The 21,087-nt window shown below is 73.2% G+C and carries 21 protein-coding genes and 1 tRNA gene; 12 read left to right on the top strand and 10 right to left on the bottom strand.

Annotated elements, in window-relative coordinates; genetic code table 11:
- Positions 1 to 180 precede the first annotated feature (180 nt).
- The gene (locus ACI1MP_RS16745) at positions 181 to 1,152 is read left to right on the top strand and encodes a sigma-70 family RNA polymerase sigma factor (protein ID WP_380338043.1); all 972 of its coding nucleotides are present in this window, start codon (positions 181 to 183) and stop codon (positions 1,150 to 1,152) included.
- 56 nt (positions 1,153 to 1,208) lie between these two features.
- Positions 1,209 to 1,373 (top strand): hypothetical protein, encoded by a 165-nt coding sequence (locus ACI1MP_RS16740; protein WP_167349413.1) that lies wholly within the window; start codon positions 1,209 to 1,211, stop codon positions 1,371 to 1,373.
- 3 nt (positions 1,374 to 1,376) lie between these two features.
- On the opposite strand, the gene mscL is transcribed toward ACI1MP_RS16740, so the two are convergent.
- From mscL to ACI1MP_RS16720, 4 genes are all read right to left on the bottom strand, one after another.
- Positions 1,377 to 1,790, bottom strand: coding sequence for a large conductance mechanosensitive channel protein MscL (gene mscL / locus ACI1MP_RS16735; protein WP_043915706.1), 414 nt, complete (start codon positions 1,788 to 1,790; stop codon positions 1,377 to 1,379).
- A 578-nt stretch (positions 1,791 to 2,368) separates the two neighbouring features.
- Positions 2,369 to 2,668: an FmdB family zinc ribbon protein gene (locus ACI1MP_RS16730; protein WP_404868932.1), complete on the bottom strand. Its 300-nt coding sequence runs from the start codon at positions 2,666 to 2,668 to the stop codon at positions 2,369 to 2,371.
- Positions 2,669 to 2,762: 94 nt separating this feature from the next.
- Positions 2,763 to 4,055, bottom strand: a complete 1,293-nt coding sequence (locus tag ACI1MP_RS16725) for an MFS transporter (protein ID WP_380338035.1) — start codon at positions 4,053 to 4,055, stop codon at positions 2,763 to 2,765.
- Between the two features lie 206 nt (positions 4,056 to 4,261).
- Entirely contained in the window at positions 4,262 to 5,782 is a 1,521-nt protein-coding gene (locus ACI1MP_RS16720; RefSeq protein ID WP_380338033.1) for a potassium/proton antiporter, read from the bottom strand.
- A gap of 215 nt (positions 5,783 to 5,997) precedes the next feature.
- On the opposite strand from ACI1MP_RS16720, the gene ACI1MP_RS16715 reads away from it, so the two are divergent.
- On the top strand, positions 5,998 to 8,742 hold the full coding sequence (locus ACI1MP_RS16715) for a penicillin acylase family protein (protein WP_404868931.1): 2,745 nt from the start codon (positions 5,998 to 6,000) through the stop codon (positions 8,740 to 8,742).
- A gap of 1,256 nt (positions 8,743 to 9,998) precedes the next feature.
- Here the strand turns inward: ACI1MP_RS16715 and ACI1MP_RS16710 are convergent.
- Positions 9,999 to 10,592 (bottom strand): 5-formyltetrahydrofolate cyclo-ligase, encoded by a 594-nt coding sequence (locus tag ACI1MP_RS16710; RefSeq protein WP_380338028.1) that lies wholly within the window; start codon positions 10,590 to 10,592, stop codon positions 9,999 to 10,001.
- Between the two features lie 63 nt (positions 10,593 to 10,655).
- Here ACI1MP_RS16710 and ACI1MP_RS16705 point away from each other — a divergent pair, with 63 nt between their 5' ends.
- The 8 genes from ACI1MP_RS16705 (at position 10,656) to ACI1MP_RS16670 (ending at position 16,864) form a co-directional block, all read left to right on the top strand.
- Entirely contained in the window at positions 10,656 to 11,495 is an 840-nt protein-coding gene (locus tag ACI1MP_RS16705; RefSeq protein ID WP_404868930.1) for a GGDEF domain-containing protein, read from the top strand.
- 57 nt (positions 11,496 to 11,552) lie between these two features.
- Complete coding sequence (gene galU, locus ACI1MP_RS16700; protein ID WP_043915712.1) at positions 11,553 to 12,473, top strand: UTP--glucose-1-phosphate uridylyltransferase GalU; 921 nt, start codon at positions 11,553 to 11,555, stop codon at positions 12,471 to 12,473.
- A 26-nt stretch (positions 12,474 to 12,499) separates the two neighbouring features.
- Positions 12,500 to 13,819, top strand: a complete 1,320-nt coding sequence (glp, locus tag ACI1MP_RS16695; RefSeq protein ID WP_404868929.1) for a gephyrin-like molybdotransferase Glp — start codon at positions 12,500 to 12,502, stop codon at positions 13,817 to 13,819.
- 116 nt (positions 13,820 to 13,935) lie between these two features.
- Positions 13,936 to 14,373: a cyclic pyranopterin monophosphate synthase MoaC gene (moaC, locus tag ACI1MP_RS16690; protein WP_043916743.1), complete on the top strand. Its 438-nt coding sequence runs from the start codon at positions 13,936 to 13,938 to the stop codon at positions 14,371 to 14,373.
- Positions 14,370 to 14,861 (top strand): molybdenum cofactor biosynthesis protein B, encoded by a 492-nt coding sequence (locus ACI1MP_RS16685; RefSeq protein WP_043915714.1) that lies wholly within the window; start codon positions 14,370 to 14,372, stop codon positions 14,859 to 14,861. Before moaC ends, ACI1MP_RS16685 begins: the two co-directional genes overlap by 4 nt.
- A complete protein-coding gene (locus ACI1MP_RS16680; RefSeq protein WP_043915715.1) occupies positions 14,858 to 15,484 on the top strand; it encodes a GNAT family N-acetyltransferase in 627 nt (208 codons plus the stop codon). Before ACI1MP_RS16685 ends, ACI1MP_RS16680 begins: the two co-directional genes overlap by 4 nt.
- Positions 15,485 to 15,647: 163 nt before the next feature.
- A complete protein-coding gene (glpR, locus tag ACI1MP_RS16675) occupies positions 15,648 to 16,640 on the top strand; it encodes a gephyrin-like molybdotransferase receptor GlpR (protein ID WP_380338019.1) in 993 nt (330 codons plus the stop codon).
- A gap of 147 nt (positions 16,641 to 16,787) precedes the next feature.
- A tRNA-Ala gene (locus tag ACI1MP_RS16670) sits at positions 16,788 to 16,864 on the top strand.
- Between the two features lie 134 nt (positions 16,865 to 16,998).
- On the opposite strand, the gene ACI1MP_RS16665 is transcribed toward ACI1MP_RS16670, so the two are convergent.
- The 5 genes from ACI1MP_RS16665 to ACI1MP_RS16645 all read right to left on the bottom strand — a co-directional run bounded on the left by ACI1MP_RS16665 (position 16,999) and on the right by ACI1MP_RS16645 (position 20,204).
- A complete protein-coding gene (locus tag ACI1MP_RS16665; protein ID WP_043915717.1) occupies positions 16,999 to 17,643 on the bottom strand; it encodes a response regulator transcription factor in 645 nt (214 codons plus the stop codon).
- Positions 17,595 to 18,872: a histidine kinase gene (locus ACI1MP_RS16660; protein ID WP_380338013.1), complete on the bottom strand. Its 1,278-nt coding sequence runs from the start codon at positions 18,870 to 18,872 to the stop codon at positions 17,595 to 17,597. Before ACI1MP_RS16660 ends, ACI1MP_RS16665 begins: the two co-directional genes overlap by 49 nt.
- Positions 18,869 to 19,633, bottom strand: coding sequence for a CPBP family intramembrane glutamic endopeptidase (locus tag ACI1MP_RS16655; protein ID WP_404868928.1), 765 nt, complete (start codon positions 19,631 to 19,633; stop codon positions 18,869 to 18,871). The genes ACI1MP_RS16660 and ACI1MP_RS16655 overlap by 4 nt, the downstream gene beginning before the upstream one ends.
- A 116-nt stretch (positions 19,634 to 19,749) precedes the next feature.
- Positions 19,750 to 19,974: a response regulator transcription factor gene (locus tag ACI1MP_RS16650; RefSeq protein ID WP_043915720.1), complete on the bottom strand. Its 225-nt coding sequence runs from the start codon at positions 19,972 to 19,974 to the stop codon at positions 19,750 to 19,752.
- 32 nt (positions 19,975 to 20,006) lie between these two features.
- Positions 20,007 to 20,204, bottom strand: coding sequence for a hypothetical protein (locus tag ACI1MP_RS16645; RefSeq protein ID WP_380338006.1), 198 nt, complete (start codon positions 20,202 to 20,204; stop codon positions 20,007 to 20,009).
- Positions 20,205 to 20,519: 315 nt separating this feature from the next.
- Between ACI1MP_RS16645 and ACI1MP_RS16640 the strand changes: the two genes are divergently transcribed.
- Positions 20,520 to 20,942 carry a hypothetical protein gene (locus ACI1MP_RS16640; RefSeq protein WP_380338004.1) on the top strand — a complete coding sequence of 141 codons (423 nt, stop codon included), beginning with the start codon at positions 20,520 to 20,522 and terminating at the stop codon, positions 20,940 to 20,942.
- Positions 20,943 to 21,087 lie beyond the last annotated feature (145 nt).

The raw sequence follows: 21,087 nt of genomic DNA, 5'->3' as shown, positions 1-21,087 counted from the left end.
TGCGTGTATCGATCGGATGAAAATCGGCAGGATACTGCATCGCTCACGAAAAACTGAGCCACTTGGGAATGTTGTCCGATTTCTGTGCGTTGGATCGTTACGTGTGAGCCGGGAAATGGCCCACACGGTTGTGCCAGGCGGCGGAACGGAGCCCCCGGCACCGTCAGTGAGGGAGCAAGCATGGCCACCCGTGCCGTCGTACGCGACAGGGCCGATCGGAGCCGCACCGCCCGACCGACCAACCTCGAGGCCGACCGCGACCTGGTCGGCATGTACCTCGACGAGATCGCCAGGACGCCCCTGCTCGACGCCGCCGAGGAGGTCGAGCTGTCCCTGCGCATCGAGGCCGGGGTCTTCGCCCAGCACCTGCTGGACGAGGAGGAGCGGCTCGACGGCGTCAGCGCGGAGGAGCTCCGGGTGATAGCCGACGACGCCGAGCGCGCCAAGGACGTCTTCATCCGCTCCAACCTGCGCCTGGTGGTCGCCGTCGCCCGCCGCTATCCGCGAAGCGGCCTGCCGCTGCTCGACCTGATCCAGGAGGGCAACGCCGGCCTGGTCCGCGCGGTGGAGAAGTTCGACTACTCCAAGGGCTTCAAGTTCTCCACCTACGCGACGTGGTGGATCCGTCAGGCGATCACCCGCTCGATCGCCGACCAGTCCCGCACCATCCGGCTGCCCGTCCACCTGGTCGAGGAGCTCGGCCGGATCCGCCGGGTGCAGCGCGAGAAGTCCAAGGAGCTGGGCCGCGAGGCCGAGCCGTCCGAGATCGCCGCCGAGCTGGACACCACCGAGCAGCGGATCAAGGACGTGCTGGACTGGGCCCGTGACCCGGTCAGCCTGAACATGGCGGTCGACGACGAGGGCGAGACCCAGTTCGGCGACCTGGTGGAGGACACCGGCGCCGTCTCGCCGGAGGACGCCGTGCTGGTGATGCTCCGCCGCGAGGAGCTGGACGACCTGATCGGCCGCCTCGACGACCGCACCGCGTCGATCATCCGCAGCCGCTACGGCATGGAGGACGGCCGCGAGCGGACGCTGACCGAGGTCGGCAAGCAGCACGGTCTGACGCGCGAGCGGATCCGCCAGATCGAGAAGCACGCGCTGGCCGAGCTCAAGAAGATCGCCGACCACGCCGGCTTCGAAGCCGCCTGAGCCAGGGCCTGTCCGGGCGTCCCCGCGGGGGCGCCCGGCAGTTCTACAGTGGACGGATGACCGAGCAGGACGAGAACAAGCCCAAGCCGCGACTGGTCTTCAAGGACCCGTTCGAGCAGCAGACCAGTGACGACACCGACCGCGGCTGGGGAGAGTCGCAGGGCGGGCGGGGGCTGAGCTGGTACCTCGACCAGCGGCCCCCGCACCACGGGGAGAAGTAGCCGTCAGCGGCGGACCAGCGCGTCGCGGATCTCGGTGAGCAGCTGGACCTCCCTCACCTCGACCTCCATCGCCTCCTCCTCCGGCGTCTTGCGCTTCTCCAGGAAGTGGTTCATCGGCAGGACGATCAGGAAGTACACGACGGCCGCGATGATGATGAAGCTGATCACCGCGCTGATCACCGAGCCCCAGAGGATGAAGATGCCGGAGGTCACGTTGCCGCTGGCGTCCATCGAACACGGGCCCCGGAGGCAGGACGCGTAGCTGTTCAGGTCCTTGGTGCCGATCAGGCCGAGCAGCGGGTTGATGATGCCCTTGACGAACGCGTTGACGACGTTGGTGATCGCCGCGCCGATGACGACGGCGACGGCCAGGTCCACCACGTTGCCGCGGAGCAGGAAATTCTTGAAGCCTTTCATGCCGCGTCGAACGCTGTCCGTATGCAGAGGTCACGGGTGAATTCACGGCACTCCGGTTGACGCCCGGGGGCATTCGCCGGCCCCGGGGCCGGGCGGCGGGGCCGGCCGCAGCGGACCCGAGGTGAACGCGGCCGCCACCGCCAGACAGGCCACCGCGAACACGCCAGGCCGCCGGCGCACGGCCTGCCGCAAGCGGTGGCGGCCCCGCGCGGTGCCCCGGATCGGCGGAAAATCGGGCACCTCGCGGCGCGGCGGCACCAGCGCGGCGGGCAACGGGGGGAGCACGAAAGCGGTCATGGCGGCAGGCCCTTCCTGGGGAGCGGCGGCCCCGGTCGAGGCCGCGGCAGCCATCCTGCGGCCGCCCGTCCACCCCCGCCCGCGGATATCCGCAGCCTGTGGAAAACCCCGCCCTGTGGAAAACCGCCGTCACCCGCAGGGCTGAGCCACTGCGCCGTTCGGAGCACACCCCGTGACCCGCCCCGCCCCACCGTCCGGAGGAACCCGCGTAACCACCCCGCACGACGCCGCAGGCCCCGCCCGGTCGAACCGGGCGGGGCCTGCGGCGATGCTTCGGACGGTCAGCTCGCGGCCGGGGCCGAGCTGCTGCTCGACGAGGACGACGAGGACGACGCCGACGACGAGGTCGACGAGGTCGAGGAGCCGGAGGTCGACGAGGACGAGGCCACCGAGCTGCTGGAGCTGGAGCGGCTGTCGGTGCGGTAGAAGCCGGAGCCCTTGAAGACCACACCCACGGCCGAGAAGACCTTGCGGAGCTTCCCCTGGCAGTCGGGGCACGTGGTCAGCGCGTCGTCGCTGAACTTCTGCACCGCCTCGAGGCCGTTGCCGCACTCGGTGCACTGGTACTGGTACGTGGGCACTTTCCGCTTCCTCCTGCACTCCCCCTGGCACTCTCACGCTATGAGTGCTAACGACGGTCCATGATGCGGCATTCCGCTGGTGGAGTCCAGCGGCTCAGCCGTGCCGGGCGGCGCCGGCGGGCTGTTCGACCGCGCCGCCCCTGGCCACGGTACGGGTGACGGGGGCCGGGGCGAGCAGCAGGTGGCGCATCGTGACGAGCGCCACCAGGCCCAGGCCGGAGCCGATCAGCGGGACGGTGAAGCCCAGCGAGGGGCCGGAGTGGTCGATCAGCTGCCCGGCCGCGGTGGAGCCGACCGCCAGGCCGAGGCCGATCGCGCCGGTCAGCCAGGTGAACGCCTCGGTCTTGGCGCCGTCTGCGACCAGCGTCTCCACCAGGGTGTAGCCGGTGATCAGGGTGGGGGCGATGGCCAGGCCGCAGAACAGGCCGGCGATCGACAGCGAGACCAGGTTCGGCATCGCCCACAGCGCGGAGCAGCCGAGCACCAGCAGCGCGTAGCAGGCGAGCATCCGCTGCCGGGCCGAGCTGCGCCAGGGGATCAGGCCGTAGAGCACGCCGGCGACCATCGACCCGGCCGCGAAGATGCCGTAGACCGCGCCGCTGAGGCCCGGGGTGCCGGCGTCCTCGGCGAAGGCGGTGATGGAGACCTGGAGCGCACCGAACACGGTGCCGAGGCCGAGGAAGCCGCCGGCCAGCAGGCGGACGCCGGGGGAGGCCAGCGCGGAGGCCTGGCGGCGGCCGGGTTCGGCGGGGCCGGTGGGGGAGGGGGCGGTGCCGCGGCGGGCGGCGAAGAGCAGGCCGCCGAGCACCGTGAGGGCGGCCTCGGCGATCAGCCCGGCGGACGGGTTCACCGCGGTGGCGACGCCGGTGGCCAGCACCGGGCCGACCACGAAGGTGAACTCGTCGGTGACGGACTCGAAGGCGAACGCGGTGTTCAGCAGCGCGGGCCGCTCGTTCAGCCGGTGCACCCAGCGGGCCCGCACCATGGCGCCGACCTGCGGCACCGACGCGCCGGCCGGGGCGGCGGCGAGGAACAGCGTCCAGTCGGGGGCGCCGCCGTGGGCGAGCGCGATCAGCGCGCCCACCGCGGCGGCGTGCACCAGGACGGCGGGGACCAGCACGGCGGCCTGGCCGTGCCGGTCGGCGAGTCGGCCGGTCTGCGGGCCGATCAGGGCCTGCGCGACGGCGGCGGTCGCGGCGACCGCGCCGGCCAGGCCGTAGGAGCCGGTGGTGTCGCGCACCAGCAGCACGATGCCGAGGCCGAGCATGGCGTACGGCAGTCGGGCGACCAGGGCGGGGAGCAGGAAGGTCCAGGCACGGGGGGTGCGCAGCAGGGCTCCGTAGCCGGTGCTGCCAGTGGGGTCGTCGACCGGTCGGCGAGCCGCCACGGTCGGTCCTCTCTGCTGCCTGGTAGCGCGGGACCGGGCGTGCAGATGGGACCGGGACCGGCGCCGAGAGTCGTCCTCTCGCGCGTCGACCGGGGTTGTTACCGGGCCCGGGCGGAATGCCTCGGGGCCCGGCCGCCGAGCGGTCGCGCCGACTCTGCATCAGGCAGATGCGGGGGAATCGGGGTTTCTGCCTTCAGCTTAGCGGCTCAGCCCGCCTTCTTTCTGGGAACGGAAGGTGAAGCCTCCGCATTGTGCAGCCAGCCGGCCAGCTTGCCGCCCTGGTCGACGGCGCGCAGCCGGTGTTCGGCGGCCTCCGAGACCTCGTCGGTGGTGACCACCAGCAGTTCGTCGCCCTCGCGCAGCACCGTCATCCGGTCCGGCACGAAGCTGGAGCCCTCGCGGACCACCAGGGTGACCGCGGCGCCCTTGGGCAGGCGCAGTTCGGAGACCTCGACGCCGGACATCCGGGAGCCGGCGGCCAGCTGCACGGACAGCAGGTGGCCGTGCAGCTTCTCCAGCGGGGCGGACTCGATGCCCAGGTCCTGGCCGAGGTCGCCCTCGCCGATCTTCAGCCAGCGGGCGACCATCGGCAGGGTCGGGCCCTGGAGCAGGGTGAAGACCACGACCAGGATGAACACCACGTTGAACAGCTGCTGGGCGTCGGCCGCGCCGGACACCAGCGGGATGGTGGCGAGCACGATGGGCACGGCGCCGCGCAGACCGGCCCAGGACAGCAGGGCCTGCTCCTGCCAGGGGATCCGGAACGGCGTCATGCTGACCATCACCGACAGCGGCCGGGCGACGAACACCAGCACGGTGCCGGCCACCAGGCCCGGAATGATCGCCGAGCCCATGGTCGCGGGCGTGACCAGCAGGCCGAGCAGCACGAACATGCCGATCTGGCCGATCCAGGCGAGTCCGTCGGCGAAGCCGCGCACCGCGGGGCCGTGCGGCAGCTTGGAGTTTCCGAGGATCACCGAGGCGAGGTAGGCGGCCAGGAAGCCGGAGGCGTGCAGCAGCGCGCCGCCCGCGTAGGCGAGCACGATCAGGCCGAGCACCGCGATCGGGTACAGGCCGGAGGAGGGCAGCGCGATCCGGCGCATCGCGTACGCGCCGAGCTTGCCGACCGCGAGGCCGACGGCCGCGCCGATCACCAGTTCCAGCGCGATGGTGCCGAGCAGCACGTACCAGGAGTCGAGTTCGCCGGTGGTGGCGAAGGCCACCACCAGGATCACCACGGGCGCGTCGTTGAAGCCGGACTCGGCCTCCAGCAGGCCGGTCAGGCGCTTGGGCAGCGGGACCGTCCGCAGCACCGAGAAGACCGCGGCGGCGTCGGTGGAGGAGACGATCGCGCCGAGCAGCAGCGCGGTGCGCCACTCCAGGCCGACCAGCCAGTGCGCGCCGGCGGCGGTGACGAACACCGAGACGGCGACGCCCACGGTGGCGAGCACGGCGGCTGCCGGCACGACCGGTTTGATCGCCTTCCAGCTGGTTTTGAGTCCGCCCTCGGCGAGGATGACCACCAGGGCCGCGTAGCCCAGGACCTGGGTGAGTTCGGCGTTGTTGAAACTTATGCCGATGCCGTTCTGGCCGAGCAGGACGCCGATGCCGAGGTACAGCAGCAGTGACGGCAGTCCCGTACGGGTGGAGAGCCTGACGGCGCCGACGGCGACGAGCAGGATGACGGCGGACTCGAGAAGCAGCTCGTTCAGGTGGTCAACGGTCACGCAGGGGCACCTCGGGCAGGAAGGGCGGCTGACGGATCGTTACTCAGTCTAACATTTTACTTGATCTTTACGCTAGTCCCCGCTTTCCTCCCGGCCCGGTAGGGTCCGAACGGCACCGCCGCAGCCTGGCGGTGTCCCCCGTGCACGGCTGCCGGTGCCGTCGCCCTAATGTGGTGACCTGTCACGGCCGCACGCTCCCTCATACAAGGACTCGGATGCCCCGCTCGAAGAAGTTCCGGCGCGCACGTCTGATCGTGATCCTGCTGGCCGTGCTGCTGGTGGCGGGTCTGGCCGGCGGCAGCTGGTGGGCGGTGGACACCGTCCGCTCGTCGTTCCCGCAGGTCAGCGGCACCGTCTCGGTGCCCGGCATGTCCGCTCCGGTGGACGTGGTGCGCGACGACAAGGGCATCCCGCAGCTGTACGCCGACACCGACGCCGACCTGTTCCGCGCCCAGGGCTACGTCCAGGCGCAGGACCGGTTCTGGGAGATGGACGTCCGACGGCACATCACCTCGGGTCGGCTCGCCGAGATGTTCGGCTCCAGCGCGGTGGAGAACGACAGCTTCCTGCGCACCATGGGCTGGCGCCAGGTCGCCCAGAAGGAGTGGGACCACGTCCTGTCCGAGGACACCAAGCGCAACCTGACGGCCTACACCGAGGGCGTCAACGCCTGGCTCGCCGAGCACCCCGGCGGGGCCGGCGCCTCGGTCGAGTACGCGCTGCTGGGCGCCGTCAACTCCGGCTACCGGCCCGAGAAGTGGGACCCGGTCGACTCGGTGGCCTGGCTGAAGGCGATGGCCTGGAGCCTGTCCGGCAACATGCAGGAGGAGATCGACCGCTCGCTGCTGACGCAGAACTTCAGCGCCGAGCAGATCGCCCAGCTCTACCCGGACTACCCGTACGACCGCAACGGCACCATCGTGAAGACCGGCAAGGTCGGCGCCGACGGCACCTACACCCCAGGTGAGGGCGCCACCGTGCCCGCCCCGTCCGGCAGCGCCACCTCCGCGAGCACCTCGCAGGCCCGGGCCGTGACCCAGCAGCTGCTCGGCGACCTGTCCGGCAGGATGGGGGAGCTGCCGCAGCTGCTCGGCCCCAACGGGCAGGGCATCGGCTCCAACTCCTGGGTGGTCTCCGGCACCAACACCACCACCAACAAGCCGCTGCTGGCCAACGACCCGCACCTCGGCCCCGGCATGCCGTCGATCTGGTACCAGATGGGCCTGCACTGCCGCAGCACCTCCAGCAGCTGCAACTACGACGTGGCCGGCTACACCTTCGCCGGCATGCCCGGTGTCGTCATCGGCCACAACAAGGACATCGCCTGGGGCTTCACCAACCTCGGCGCCGACGTCACCGACCTGTACCTGGAGAAGGTCACCGGCCCCGACACCTACCTGCTCGACGGCAAGGACACCAAGTTCACCGTCCGCAAGGAGACCATCAAGGTCGCCGGCGGCGAGGACCGCACCATCACCGTCCGCACCACGCAGGACGGCATGCCGATGATCTCCGACCAGTCCTCCGAGGAGCAGAAGGTCGGCAGCAACGCGCCCGCCGGCAACGCCGCCCCCGACCGGGCCACCGGCTACGGCGTCGCGCTGCGCTGGACCGCGCTCGTCCCCGGCAAGACCATGGACGCCGTCTTCAAGCTCGACCGGGCCACCGACTTCGCCTCGTTCCGGCTCGCCGCGCAGGACTTCGCCGTCCCCGCGCAGAACCTCATCTACGCCGACACCAAGGGCAACATCGGCTACCAGGCCCCCGGCCTGATCCCGGTCCGCGGCAAGGGCGACGGCCGCTACCCCGCCCCCGGCTGGGACTCCGGCTACGCCTGGAAGACCGACTTCCTGCCGTTCAAGTCGCTGCCCTACGCGTACAACCCGCCCGAGGGCTACATCGTGACGGCCAACCAGGCCGTGGTCGACGAGACCTACAAGCCGATGCTCACCAAGGACTGGGAGTACGGCACCCGCGCCAAGGAGATCACCGACCAGATCCAGGCCAAGCTGAAGAACGGCGGCAAGATCTCCCCGAACGACATGCAGTCCATGCAGCTGGACAACACCAGCGTGCTCGCCAAGGACCTCGTCCCGCTGCTGCTGAAGATCAAGATCGACGACCCGTACGTGCGCGAGGCCCAGGACCTTTTGAAGGACTGGAACTACCACCAGGACGCCGACTCCGCCGCCGCCGCGTACTACAACGGCGTCTGGCGGGCCCTGCTCACGCTCTCCTTCGGCCAGAAGTTCCCGGCCGACCTGCGGGTGAAGGGCGACTGCCTGCTGGTCCGCCAGAAGCGCGACAACACGCTCCCCGACGACGCCCTCAACGGCGCCGCGCAGGCCGTCACCGAGTGCGGCACCCGCAAGCCCTCGCTGGCCCAGCCGGACGGCGGCGACCGCTGGACCGAGGTCGTCCGCCAGCAGCTCGGCGACCCCAAGTCGCAGTGGTGGGACTACATCGACTCCAACCACCAGCAGCAGCACGGCCTGAACAACATGCTCGCCGAGGCCCTCAAGGACGCCCGCCAGGACCTCACCTCGCGCCTCGGCAAGGACATCTCCACCTGGAGCTGGGGCCGCCTCCACCAGCTGACCCTGCAGGAGCCCACGCTCGGCAGCGACGACTCCTCGATCGCGTCCCCCGCGATCCGCAAGCTGCTCAACCGGGGCCCCTACAAGCTCTCCGGCGGCAGCGCCGCGGTCAACGCCTCCGGCTGGAACGCCGCCGCCGGCTACGACGTCGACTGGATCCCCTCCATGCGCATGGTTGTCGACCTCAGCGACTTCGACGCCTCCCGCTGGATCAACGTCGGCGGCGCCTCCGGCCACGCCTTCCACCCCAACTACAACGACCAGACCGACCTCTGGACCAAGGGCGAACTCCTCCCCTGGGCCTACACCAAGGACACCGTCACCAAGTCCGGCAAGAACACCCTCACCCTCACCGCTGGCTGACGCCCGACCCGCTCCACCCGGAGGCGGACTCCCCGAGCGGGGGTCCGCCTCCGGCGTTTTCCGCAGCGCCGTCGGAGGCCTCCGACGGCGCCGACGCGCGGTTCGGCCCGGCGAGGGAGGCGGGATCCCCTGCGGGGGGCTGCATCCGGCTGTTTCTGGATCGGGTCACCTCGGCCGCCCTGCTTGTGGGGGCGGGGCGAGTCGCGACGCGCTCCGGGCCGCGTGCCGACACTCCGCGCGCGTCGGGCGGCTGCTTCTGGGCCGGCTTCCCGCAGGCTCGGCAGTGCCGGCGGGCGGTATGCCGGTCGGCCCGAGGGCTGCTTGCGGCTCGGCGCCGGCGGCGGACTTCCCGCAGACGGGCGTTGGTGCGTCGGCAGGTGTTTGCTGCCTCGGGCCCGGGTGCCGAGCTTCGTCGGCCGGTTCGCTTGTGGTCCGGTTCTGCAGGTGGGATCGCCGTCGGTGCTCCGGGCGGCTGATTGCCGTCTTCGGTCTGGCGCCAGGCTCCGTCGGGTGGCTGCTGTCGGGCCGGGTTTCGTCGGGCCGGCGGGCGGACTTCCCGCGGGCGCGGCAGTGCCGGTGGGCGGCACGCCGGTCAACCCGAAGCCCGGGTGCCGAGCTTCGTCGGCCGGTTCGCTTGTGGTCCGGTTCTGCAGGTGGGATCGCCGTCGGTGCTCCGGGCGGCTGATTGCCGTCTTCGGTCTGGCGCCAGGCTCCGTCGGGTGGCTGCTTTCGGGCCGGGTTTCGTCGGGCCGGCGGGCCGGGTTCCCGCGGGCGCGGCAGTGTCGGCGGGCGGTACGCCGGTCAACCCGAGCGCTTGCGGCTCGGCGCCGGCGGCGGACTTCCCGCAGACGGGCGTTGGTGCGTCGGCAGGTGTTTGCTGCCTCGGGCCCGGGTGTCGAGCTTCGTCGGCCGGTTTCGCCTGCGGCCCGGACCGGGCCCGCCGTGAACCGGGGGACACCGGCCGTGGAGGGCCGTGGTTCAAGTGCGGGGCGTGGTCGACGGGCCGGCTGTCCGAACCGCCGGCGCAGGCGGGATCGCCGCCTTCGGCCTGGCACCGGGTTTCGTCCGGTGCCTGTCGATGTGCGGTCCGGTGGTGACGGACGGGCTTTCCGGGGTCCTCGCTCCATGCCGGCGGGAGGCGCCCCGGTCGGCCCGGGTTCCGTCGGGGGCTCTGTCCGGGTCCGTCGACGGCGTGTTGGCCGGTGCCTGTCGCGTTCCGTCGGGTGGCTTGTCCTCGCGTCCTGTTCTTCGCTCCGTCAGGCGGTGAAGCGGGTGATGCCGGTCGGGGTGATGACGGCGTGGACGGGGTGGTCGTGGGGTTCGGTGGGGACGGCGGGGAGGAGTTCGTGGGGGTAGAGGAGGGTGGCGAGGAGGGGGTGGGCGTCGGCGCGGGCCAGACGGGCGAGGACGCGGTCGTAGGAGCCCCCGCCGCGGCCGAGGCGGATGCCGTGGGCGTCGACGGCGAGGCCGGGGAGGAGGACGACGTCGGCGGTGCGGACGGCGTCGGGGCCGAGGCGGGGGGCGAGGGGTTCGAGCAGGCCCCGGGTGGCGGGTGCGAGCCGGGCCTCGCTCTCGTAGGGGGCCCAGTCCAGGTCGTTGTCGGGCAGCAGGACCGGCAGCAGCACGCGGACGCCGGCGGCGGCCAGCGCGGCGAGCAGCGGGCGGGTGCCGGGTTCGGCGCCGACCGAGACGTAGGCGGCGACGGTGCTGCCGGGCGGGACGAGGTCCGTCGCGTACGCAGCCAGTGCGCGGGCCGCCGCGGCCCGCTGTTCGGCGGTGAGGGCCCGCCGCTCGGCGAGCAGCCGTGACCTCAGTGCCACCTTGTCGTTGGACAACTGATCTGCAGACACCACCCGTATCCCTTCAGCTCTGTCATTCACAGTGACACGAGCCTGACACGTCGAGGCCGCCGCATGTCCACCCCGCTCCTGCTCCAGGCCCTGGCCGTGCTCGGCGCGGCCGCCCCGGTCGCGGCCGGTGTCACCGTGCTGCGCCGCCGCCGGGCAGGGGCCGGGCAGGGCGGGAGGGAGGCGGAACTTCTGGCGAAGATCGCGGAACTGGCGGCGGAACGGGACGAGTTGCGTCGGACCGCGTCCTGCGACCCGCTCACCGGGGTGTGGAACTACCGGCATCTCCAGCTGACCCTGGACCAGGAGATCGAGCGGGCCCGGCGGGCCGAGGCCACGGCCGCCGAGCCGCGCCCGCTGTCGGTGCTGATGGTGGAGCTGGTCGGGTTCGACGGGCTGGTCGCCGAGCACGGCCGGTCGCGTGCCAACGGGATGCTGCGCGACCTCGCCCAGCGGCTGGCGGTGGAGATCCGCAGCTGCGACACGCTGGGCCGATACGGCGGGGAGGAGTTCCTGGTGCTGCTGCCGGACACCGCCCCGGAGGGCGCCACCCAGGTCGCCGAGCGGCTCTGCTGGTCGGTGCGCAGGCACCGGCTGACGGACCGCCACCCGGGCGAGCCGGCCGACCCGGAGGCCCGCAGCGGGCTGACCGCCGCGATCGGTCTGGCGGTGCTTCCCCGGGACGGCGCGCACGCCGCCGTCCTGCTGCGGGCGGCGGACCGCGCGCTGGCCGAGGCCCGGGCGGCCGGCGGGGACTGCTGGCGTCCCGCTCCGCCCGGCGAGCCAGTGTTGGGCGGTCCGGGCGCTTCATCGGTGCCCGGTAAGGTGTCTCCCGGCCCCGGCGAGGACTCCCTCACCCCGCACGCGACCACCGGCGGCCCCCGCCCGACCGGTGACCGGCCTTGACCGTAGATTCACCCGCCTCTCAGCAGGGTGGAATCCCTGCCTTAGTAAGGTCGACGCATGACGAACAAGCACGCCCGCACGCCGGTCACCAAGGCAGTCGTCCCCGCTGCCGGCCTCGGCACCAGGTTCCTCCCCGCCACCAAGGCCACGCCGAAGGAGATGCTCCCGGTCGTGGACAAGCCGGCCATCCAGTACGTCGTGGAGGAGGCTGCCTCGGCCGGACTGTCCGACATACTGATGGTCACCGGTCGCAACAAGCGTGCTCTGGAAGACCACTTCGACCGCGCGTACGAGCTGGAGGAGCTGCTCACCCGCAAGGGCGACCACGACCGGCTGCGCCGCGTCCAGGAGTCCGTGCAGCTGGCGAACATGCACTACGTGCGCCAGGGCGACCCGAAGGGCCTCGGCCACGCCGTCTCGGTCGCCGAACAGCACGTCGCCGGCCAGCCGTTCGCCGTCCTGCTCGGTGACGACCTGATCGACCCCCGGGACCCGCTGCTGGCCCGCATGATCGAGGTGCAGCAGGAACTCGGCGGCTCCGTGGTCGCGTTGATGGAGGTCGACCCCGCGCAGATCCACCTGTACGGCTGCGCCGCCGTCAAGGCCAACGGCTTCGGCGAGGACGTCTTCCAGGTGACCGACCTGGTCGAGAAGCCCGACACCGCCGACGCCCCGTCCAACTACGCGGTCATCGGCCGCTACGTGCTCGACCCGGCCGTCTTCGACGTGCTGCGCGAGACCCCGCCCGGCCGCGGCGGCGAGATCCAGCTGACCGACGCGCTGCGCGAACTCGCCACCCGCGACGAGAACACCGGCGGCCCGGTCTACGGCGTGCTGTTCAAGGGCCGCCGCTACGACACCGGCGACCGCGCCGACTACCTGCGCGCGATCGTCCGGCTGGCCGCCGAGCGCGACGACCTCGGCCCCGAATTCCGGACCTGGCTGCGGCAGTTCGTCGCCGCGGAGATGCAGGGCTGACCCACCACGAAGGCGAGTGTGAGGCGATGACCGGGAAGCACGACCCCTGCGGAGAGGGCGCCGGCTCCCCGGCCTCGCCGCGCCTGTGGAGCGTCGACGAGCACCTCGCCGACGTGCTGTTCGCCGCGGCCCCGCTGCCGCCGATCGAACTCCGCCTGCTGGACGCGCAGGGCTGCCGGCTCGCCGAGGACGTGCGGGCCGGCGCCGACCTGCCGCCCTTCGACAACAGCTCGATGGACGGCTACGCGCTGCGCACCGCCGACACCGTGCGGGCCACCGAGCAGTACCCGTCGGTGCTCACGGTGGTCGGCGACATCGCCGCGGGCGCCGACGAGCTGCCCAAGGTCGGCCCGGGCCAGGCCGCCCGGATCATGACCGGCGGACCCGTCCCGCCCGGCGCCGAGGCCGTCGCCCCGGTCGAATGGACCGACGGCGGCACCGGCACCGGGCAGGCCGCCGACACGATGGGCGGCGACGAGGGCGTCCCCGGCGACGAGGTGCGGGTGCTGCGCCCGGTCGCGGAGGGCGCGTTCATCCGCCGCCGCGGCAGCGACGTCACCGCCGGGGACACCGTGCTGGAGGCCGGCGCCGTGCTCGGCCCCACCCAGCTCGGCCTGCTGGCCGCGATCGGCCGGGCCACCGTCCGGGTCCGCCCCCGGCCCCGAGTGGTGGTGCTCTCCACCGGCAGCGAACTCGTCCAGCCCGGCGAGGAGGCCGGCCCCGGCCGGATCCACGATTCCAACTCCTTCACCCTGACCGCCGCCGCGATCGCCGCCGGCGCGGTCGCCTACCGGGTCGGCGGCGTCCCCGACGACGCGGCGACGCTGCGCGCGGTGCTGGAGGACCAGCTCGGCCGGGCCGACCTGATCGTCACCAGCGGCGGCGTCTCGGTCGGCGCGTACGACGTGGTCAAGGAGGTGTTCGCGGACTACGCCGGGGTGGACTTCCGGCGGCTGCGGATGCAGCCCGGCAAGCCGCAGGGCTACGGCCGGATCGGCGGCGAGCGGGGCGTGCCGCTGCTCGCGCTGCCCGGCAACCCCGTCAGCGCGTACATCTCGTTCGAGCTGTTCGTCCGCCCCGTCATCCGCACCATGCTCGGCGCGCCCGACGTGCACCGGCCCGTGGTGCGCGCCGCCACCACCGCCGCGCTGCGCTCCCCGGCCGGGCGACGGCAGTTCCTGCGCGGCCGGTACCGTCCGGCGGACGGCGCCGTCAGCCCGGTCGGCGGCGAAGGATCGCACCTGGTCGGGGCGTTGGCGCAGGCCGACTGCCTGATCACGGTGCCCGAGGACACCACCGCGCTGCCGGCCGGCAGCACCGTCGATGTGGTCCTTCTCACGGACTGACCCGGACGGGGCGGTACGGTAGCGCGAGATTCGCACCGCGTTACTGGAGCCCATTCGTGACCGACACATCCCCCGGCGACCGCCTCACGCACGTCGACCACACCGGCGCCGCCCGGATGGTCGACGTCTCCGAGAAGGCCGCCACCACCCGGGTCGCGGTGGCGGCCGGACGCGTCCGGGTCGCCCCCCGGGTGGTCGAACTGCTGCGCGGCGAGGGCGTCCCCAAGGGCGACGCGCTCGCCGTCGCCCGGATCGCCGGCATCATGGGCGCCAAGCGGACGCCCGACCTGATCCCGCTCTGCCACCCGATCGCGCTCACCGGCACCACCGTCGACCTGGCGGTCACCGACACCGCCGTCGAGATCACCGCCACCGTCCGCACCGCCGACCGCACCGGCGTCGAGATGGAGGCGCTCACCGCCGTCGCGACCGCCGCGCTCACCGTCATCGACATGGTCAAGGCCGTCGACAAGGCCGCCGCCATCGAGGACGTCCGGGTGCTCAGCAAGACCGGCGGCAAGAGCGGCGACTGGGTGCGCGAGGACGCCCGATGAAGGCGCTCGCCGTCACCGTCTCCAACCGGGCCGCGGCCGGGGTGTACGAGGACCGGGGCGGGCCGCTGCTGGTCGCCGGCCTGCGCGAGCTGGGCTTCGCGGTCGACGGCCCGACGGTCGTCCCCGACGGCGACCCCGTCGAGGCCGTGCTGCGCGAGGCCGTCGCCGCCGGGTACGACGTGGTGCTCACCACCGGCGGCACCGGCATCTCCCCGCAGGACCTCACGCCCGAGATGACCGCCCGGGTGATCGACCGGCAGCTCCCCGGAATCCCCGAGGCGATCCGTGCGTACGGCCGCGAGAAGGTGCCGACCGCGGCGCTCTCCCGCGGCCTGGCGGGCTGCGCCGGACGCACCCTGATCGTCAACCTGCCCGGCTCCACCGGCGGCGTCCGGGACGGCCTCGCCGTCCTCGCCCCGCTGCTGCCGCACGCCGTCGACCAGTTGGCCGGCGGCGACCATCCGCGCCCCGCGGGCGGTGCGCACTGAACGCGGGATGGCCGACCGAGCTGGTCGAGGGGGACGTCGTGCTGCGGCCCATCCGCCGCCGCGACCAGGCCGAGTGGCAGGAGGTCAGCCGGCGCAACCGGGACTGGCTGCGCCGCTGGGAGGCCACCGTCCCGCCCGCCCCGGCCGGTCGCGCCCCGCTGCCCCGGCCCACCTTCCGGCAGATGGTCCGCTACCTGCGCGGGGAGGCCGCGGCCGGCCGGATGCTGCCCTTCGTGGTGCTCTACCGCGGCCGCCTGGTCGGCCAGTTGACCGTCGGGGGGATCACCTGGGGCTCGATGTGCTCCGCCAACGTCGGCTACTGGGTGGACGAGGCGGTGGCCGGCCGCGGCATCATGCCGACCGCCGTCGCGCTCGCCGTCGACCACTGCTTCCGTGACCTGGCGCTGCACCGGGTCGAGGTGTGCATCCGCCCCGAGAACCGGCCCAGCCGCCGGGTGGTGGAGAAACTCGGCTTCCGCGCGGAGGGAATGCGCCCCCGCTATCTGCACATCGACGGCGACTGGCGCGACCACCTGGTCTACGCGCTGACCGCCGACGAGGCCGCCGACGGTCTGCTGCGGCGCTGGCACGCCCTCAGGAGCGGGCCGTCCCAGGGGAATTGAATATTTGTTCGAAAAATAGATATCGATATGGCATCGGCGGGTCGCCGGGGCCGGGGCGAGCCGTCACAAATACCGGCAAAATAGTCTGAGAATCAGCTTGATCGCACGACACGCCGTCCCAAATTGCTGCAGCGCCTTACCCCGCGCCCGTACCGTGTGAAACGTGAGCAGCAGCGGCCTTATCTACGCGGTCATCGTAGGGGCCTGGGCCGCCTATCTGGTGCCGATGTGGCTCCGCAGGCAGGACGAGCTCAACGAGTCGCGTCCGACGGAACGCTTCAGTACCGCGATCCGCCTGCTGGCCGGGCGATCGGCCATGGAACGGCGCGCGGCCCGAGTCCTCGGCGAACAGACCGCCGACCAGCAGCACCCCGCCGGTGAGCCGGACGGGGCCCCCGTCGACCCCGCGGACGTTCCCACCAGGCCCGCCGCGGCGGTCCCGGCGGAGCCCGTCGTGCCTGCGGAACCCGTCGTGCCCGCGGAGCCGGACCCGGTTGTCGAGTCGGGCGCGGACCGGGCCGGGAAGCGCGAGCGGGACCGGGGCGAGCAGGACGAGCGGCGCTCCGCCGAACGGCGGGCCCGGCTGCTGGCCAGACGGCGGCGGATGGTCACCCTGCTCTTCCTCGCCTTCGCGCTCGGCGCGGTCGTCGCCGCGGTGGCCGGTTTCGCGTTCCTCTGGGTGCCGGCCGTGCCAGGCATCCTCCTCACTCTTTACATCGGACACCTGCGCCGGCTCGAACGGCAGCGTTACGAGGTCAAGTTCGACCGGGTGCGGGCCGCGCAGGCCGCCGAGCGGCTGCGGGAGCGCGAGCGGGCCCGGGCGGCCGAGCCCGCGACCGCACCCCACGCCGCCGACGTGGCGACCGAGCCCGCGACCCCGGCCAGCGTCCTCGCCGACGCCACCGAGCACGAGGAGTGGGTCGACGGCGTCCGGGCCCGCGCCGCGGCCGGCCCCGACTCCTGGGAGCCCGTCCCCGTCCCGCTGCCCACCTACGTCACCGCCCCCGTGGCCCCCCGGGTCACTCGGGGCCTCGACCTCTCCGCCCCCGGCACCTGGGACTCCGGCCGCCCCGTCACCCCGCTGTTCGACCAGTACGGCGAGCCCGGCCAGCAGTCGGCCCCCGAGTACCGCCCGCCCCGCGCCGCCAACGAGTAGCCCGCACCCCCGAACGCCCCGCCACCTGCGCGGGGCGTTCGCGTTGTCCCACCCCGCTGCGGTGCCGGCGGTCCGGACGTCCTGTCATCCGGCCGTCGCGACCATGGTCATGAGTACCTCTTCAGGGGTGATAGAGTTCTTCTTGTTGGGGCTGTGGCGCAGTCCGGTAGCGCACCTCGTTCGCATCGAGGGGGTCAGGGGTTCGAATCCCCTCAGCTCCACCAACAGAAGTCCCGCCCGGGTGATCCGGGCGGGACTTCTTGCGTTCGGGGCGGCGGCCCGTCAGTGGGCCGGGCGTGGGTGTGCGAGGACCCGGCCCGCCGGGGGCGGGCCGGGGTCTGCGGTATCGGCGGGGCGGTCAGCGCTTCAGGTAGGCGAGGACGGCCAGTACCCGGCGGTTGGCGTCGGGGGTGTTGTCGATCCGGAGCTTGCCGAAGATCGCGGCGGTGTGTTTGGCCACCGCGCTCTCGCTGATGTGCAGTTCGGCCATCACGGCGGCGTTGGAGCGGCCCTCGGCCATCAGGCGCAGCACGTCGAGTTCGCGGGGCGACAGGTCGGCGGTGGTGCCGCGGGCGGTGGAGCGGGCCATCAGGCGGGCGATCACCTGCGGGTCCATCACGGTGCCTCCGGATGCGACGGTGCGGACGGCGTCGACGAACTGCGCGGTGTGGGTGACCCGGTCCTTGAGCAGGTAGCCGACCGCGCCGTGCCCGTCGGCGAGCAGCTCCTGGGCGTACAGCTGCTCGACGTACTGGGACAGCACCAGCACCGGCAGGGCGGGGCGTTCGCGGCGGACGGTCAGCGCGGCCTGCAGGCCCTCGTCGGTGTGGGTGGGCGGCAGCCGGATGTCGACCACGGCCACGTCCGGCCGCAACTCGCGCAGGGCGCGCAGCAGTTCGGGGCCGGTCTCGACGGCGGCGGCGACCTCGAAACCGTGTTCGGCGAGAGTGCGGCTCAGGCCGTCACGGAGGAGGAAGAGGTCTTCGGCGAGGACGACGCGCACGGGAGCTCCAGGGTCGCGGTGGTCGGTCCGCCCGGCGGGCTGACCAGGGCGAGGGTGCCGTCGAAGGCGGCCAGTCGGCGGCGCACCCCGGCCAGGCCGGAGCCGCGGGCCGGGTCGGCGCCGCCCCGGCCGTCGTCGGTGACGGTGGCGCGCAGCAGGCCGTCGGCGCAGCGCAGCCGGATCCGTACGGTGCTGCCGCCGGAGTGCTTGCCCGCGTTGGCGAGCAGTTCGGCGATCGCGAAGTAGGCGGCGCCCTCGACGGCGGCGGGCAGCCGGCCGGGCAGCTCGGCGTCCACCTCGACGTCCAGGAAGGCGTCCAGGGCGAGCGAGCGGACGGCGTCGGGCAGGCCGCGGTCGGCGAGCACCGGCGGCAGGATGCCGTGGACCAGGTCGCGCAGTTCCTGCAGGGCCCGCTCGGAGCTGGCCCGGACCTCGCCGAGCAGGCGGCGGGCGGCGGTCGGGTCGCTGTCCACCAACCGGTCGGCCTGGTCGAGGGTCAGGCCGAGGGCGACCAGCCGGGCCTGCGCGCCGTCGTGCAGGTCGCGTTCGATCCGGCGCAGCTCGGCGGCCTGGGTGTCCAGCGCGTCGGCCCGGCTGTCCGTCAGCTGGCCGATCCGCCGCTCCAGCCGGGCCGCGTACGGGTCGCCGAGCAGCCGCCCGGTCCACTCCCCGTAGCGGACCAGCGCCGGGACGGACAGCCACAGGCCCGCCGCGACGAAGCCCAGGCCGAGGGCGGCGGCGGCGATCGCGGTGGCCGTGGACTCGACCGGTATGAAGGCGTACCAGTTGCCCGGGCCGAGGTACGGCCACAGGAACGGCTGCGCCACGGCGCCGAACAGGCCGTAGCCGACCAGCGTCGGCGGGACGGAGACCAGCATGCCGGTGCTCCACGGGCCGAAGCAGCACCAGGCCACGTCGCGCCAGAACGCGGTCGAGCCGAGCACCGCCGCCCCCCGGCCGGTGACGGTCGGCGCGGTGGGCAGCGGTTCGGGCGCGTCGATCACGGTGCCCGTCCAGCGGGCGGTGCGGTCGCGTTCGAGGTCGCTGCCGCGGCGCAGCATGCGGGCGGCGGGCGGCAGCAGCGGCAGACCCGCGCCGACCGGCAGCAGCGCCAGCGCGCCGAGCACCGCGAGCGACCGCAGCGACGTCACCAGGGACGCCAGCGAGAGCAGTTGGCAGCGGACGAGGGCGACCAGCGGCCCCCGGAAACGCTTCTGTCGATCCGTCATGTCGTCGCGAGCCTATCCGTGCGGGCCGGGCGCAGGGCGGCCAGGACCCAGGGCAGGGCGACCAGCACGCCGGCGACGCCGAACAGCACCATCGGCTCCACCACGCCGGACTCCTCGTCCAGGAACAGCAGCATGCCCAGGTTCACCAGGGTGTGGAAGCCGCCGGCCACCAGCAGCCGGTGGGCGCCGATCCGCTCCCAGGCCAGGCCCAGCAGCACCGACATGGCGGTGGTCGCCGCCAGGAAGCCGGCCGCGTACGCCGGGGCCGCCGCGAAGATCTGCATGTGCCAGCAGCCCCAGAGCAGGCCGACCGCCACGGACGAGCCGAGCGGCCCGAACCTGGTCCGCAGCAGCGGCTGGAGGAAGCAGCGCCAGCCGATCTCCTCGCCGCACGCGCCCACGAACTGGGCCACTGCCACCACCCAGAACGGGGCGACCAGCCCGTTCGGGTCGCGCACCGGGACGCTGCCGTGCAGCAGCAGCGAACCGGCCACCGCCACCGCGATGATCGCCAGGGCGCTCAGCAGCACCGCCCCGCGCGGGCCGCGCGCCCCGCCGGCCGTCAGCAGGCCCCGCACCTGCGACGGCCGCACCAGGGCGACCACGGCCACGCCCACCGCCGGGCCGAACTGCACCAGTTCGAGGACCTCGCCGGGCAGTCCGGTGAGCGGCTGGAGGGCCAGCATCAGGCCGGAGGCCATGACGGTCGCGGTCAGGAAGAGCGCGGCGGGGCCGAGCCAGCCAGGTCGTCGTTCTTGCACGGGAGTTCGCCTCTCGGTCGGGATCGTCGTGTCACCCATGACGATCCCGGGCGGGCGGCCCCGTGCCATTGCAGCCACCTGCCCGGCCGGGGTGTACCCAGCTGCACCCCCTGCGCTCAGGCGGCGGCCTGCGCGGGCTGCGTGGGCAGTCGGGAGGCCAGCAGGGCGAGCTGGACCTGTGAGCTGACACCGGACTTGGCGCGGATCCGGCGCAGATAGGTGTCGACGGTGTGCGGGCTGAGACCCAGCCGGCGGGCGATCGTCGCGTAGCTGGCGCCCTCGCCGACCAGGTGCAGGACCTGGAGCTCGCGGCGGCTGAACGCGATGCCGATGGTGTGCATGGAGGACTCCCGGGGCGAGGTGGTGGGGGCGGTCAGGACCAGGGCTTGCAGAGGGGCGTCTCGCAGGCGCCGCCCCACGAGGTGTCGCCGTCGAGCGGGGTGTTCGGCAGCCCGACCGACAGCTGCGTGGCGGACCCGGCCGGGGCGGGCACGGCGGTGGCGGAGGCCAGCGGAGCGGCCGCGAACAGGGCGGCGGCGGTGACGGCGACGAGGGCGAGGGCGCGCTTCATGGAGGCCTCCGAGGGCGGTTGCGGGGTGTGGGGAGCGGGCCTGCCGGGCGGCCCGCCCGGCGTTGATCGGCCTGCACCCAGCATGTCCGGGCGGACCGCCCCGGGACCACCGTGCGCCCACCTCATCAACTGCGCTGGCAGCAAAGTGACCAGGGGGCGAACCGGACTGAACCGGGGCAAAGGCCACGACCCTTGCGGTGCGGCGACGCGGGTCCGGTGTCGCGCGATCTCGTGACTGGCCGTCAGATGCGCCCCCGCCCAGGATGGTTCTCGGTGCCGGAGACGGTCCGGTGCCCGGTCCGGAGGGGGCAGCACGTGCAGTGGTACGAGGGGGAGGGCCGGCCGTCCCCGGAACCGGGCGGCCAGGTCGCGGAGTTGGCGGCCTTCCTGCGGGGCTCCGCCGCCCGCTCCGCCCCCGCGCTGCTGTGGACCGAACAGGAGCCGGCGCCGGACGGCTCGGCCGGCGCACTGGCCGCCGCGCTGGAACGCGAACTGGCCCGCCCCGTCCGGCCCGTCCCCGAGCGGCCCGCCGGGCCGTGGCAGCGCGGCCGTTCCGCGGTGCTGCTGGTGCAGCGCCGCGCCGCCGCCGAGATCCACCTGAGCCCGCCCCCGGGCTCCGCCGCCCGCCGCAGCACGCTGCGCCTGCGCGCCTCCCAGTGCCTGCTGGTGCCCGCCGACTGGAGCTACCGCCTCGACCCCCGCAGCCCCGCGCAGCCGCTCGCGCTCGCACTGCCCTGACAGCCTGCCCCGACGCCCCGGCGGGTCGACCCTTCGCGGGCGGAAGGTAATCTGCGCTTTGGTGTTCGAGCGCCGAACCGGAGTTCGGCAAAGACCGCCACCGTGCGCCGGGGCCTCGCATTCCACGAATACCCAGGTCGGTCCG

Origin of the sequence: Kitasatospora griseola (assembly GCF_044999035.1) — a bacterium.
GTDB lineage: Bacteria > Actinomycetota > Actinomycetes > Streptomycetales > Streptomycetaceae > Kitasatospora > Kitasatospora griseola.
This window is presented reverse-complemented; position numbering and strand designations above follow the sequence as displayed.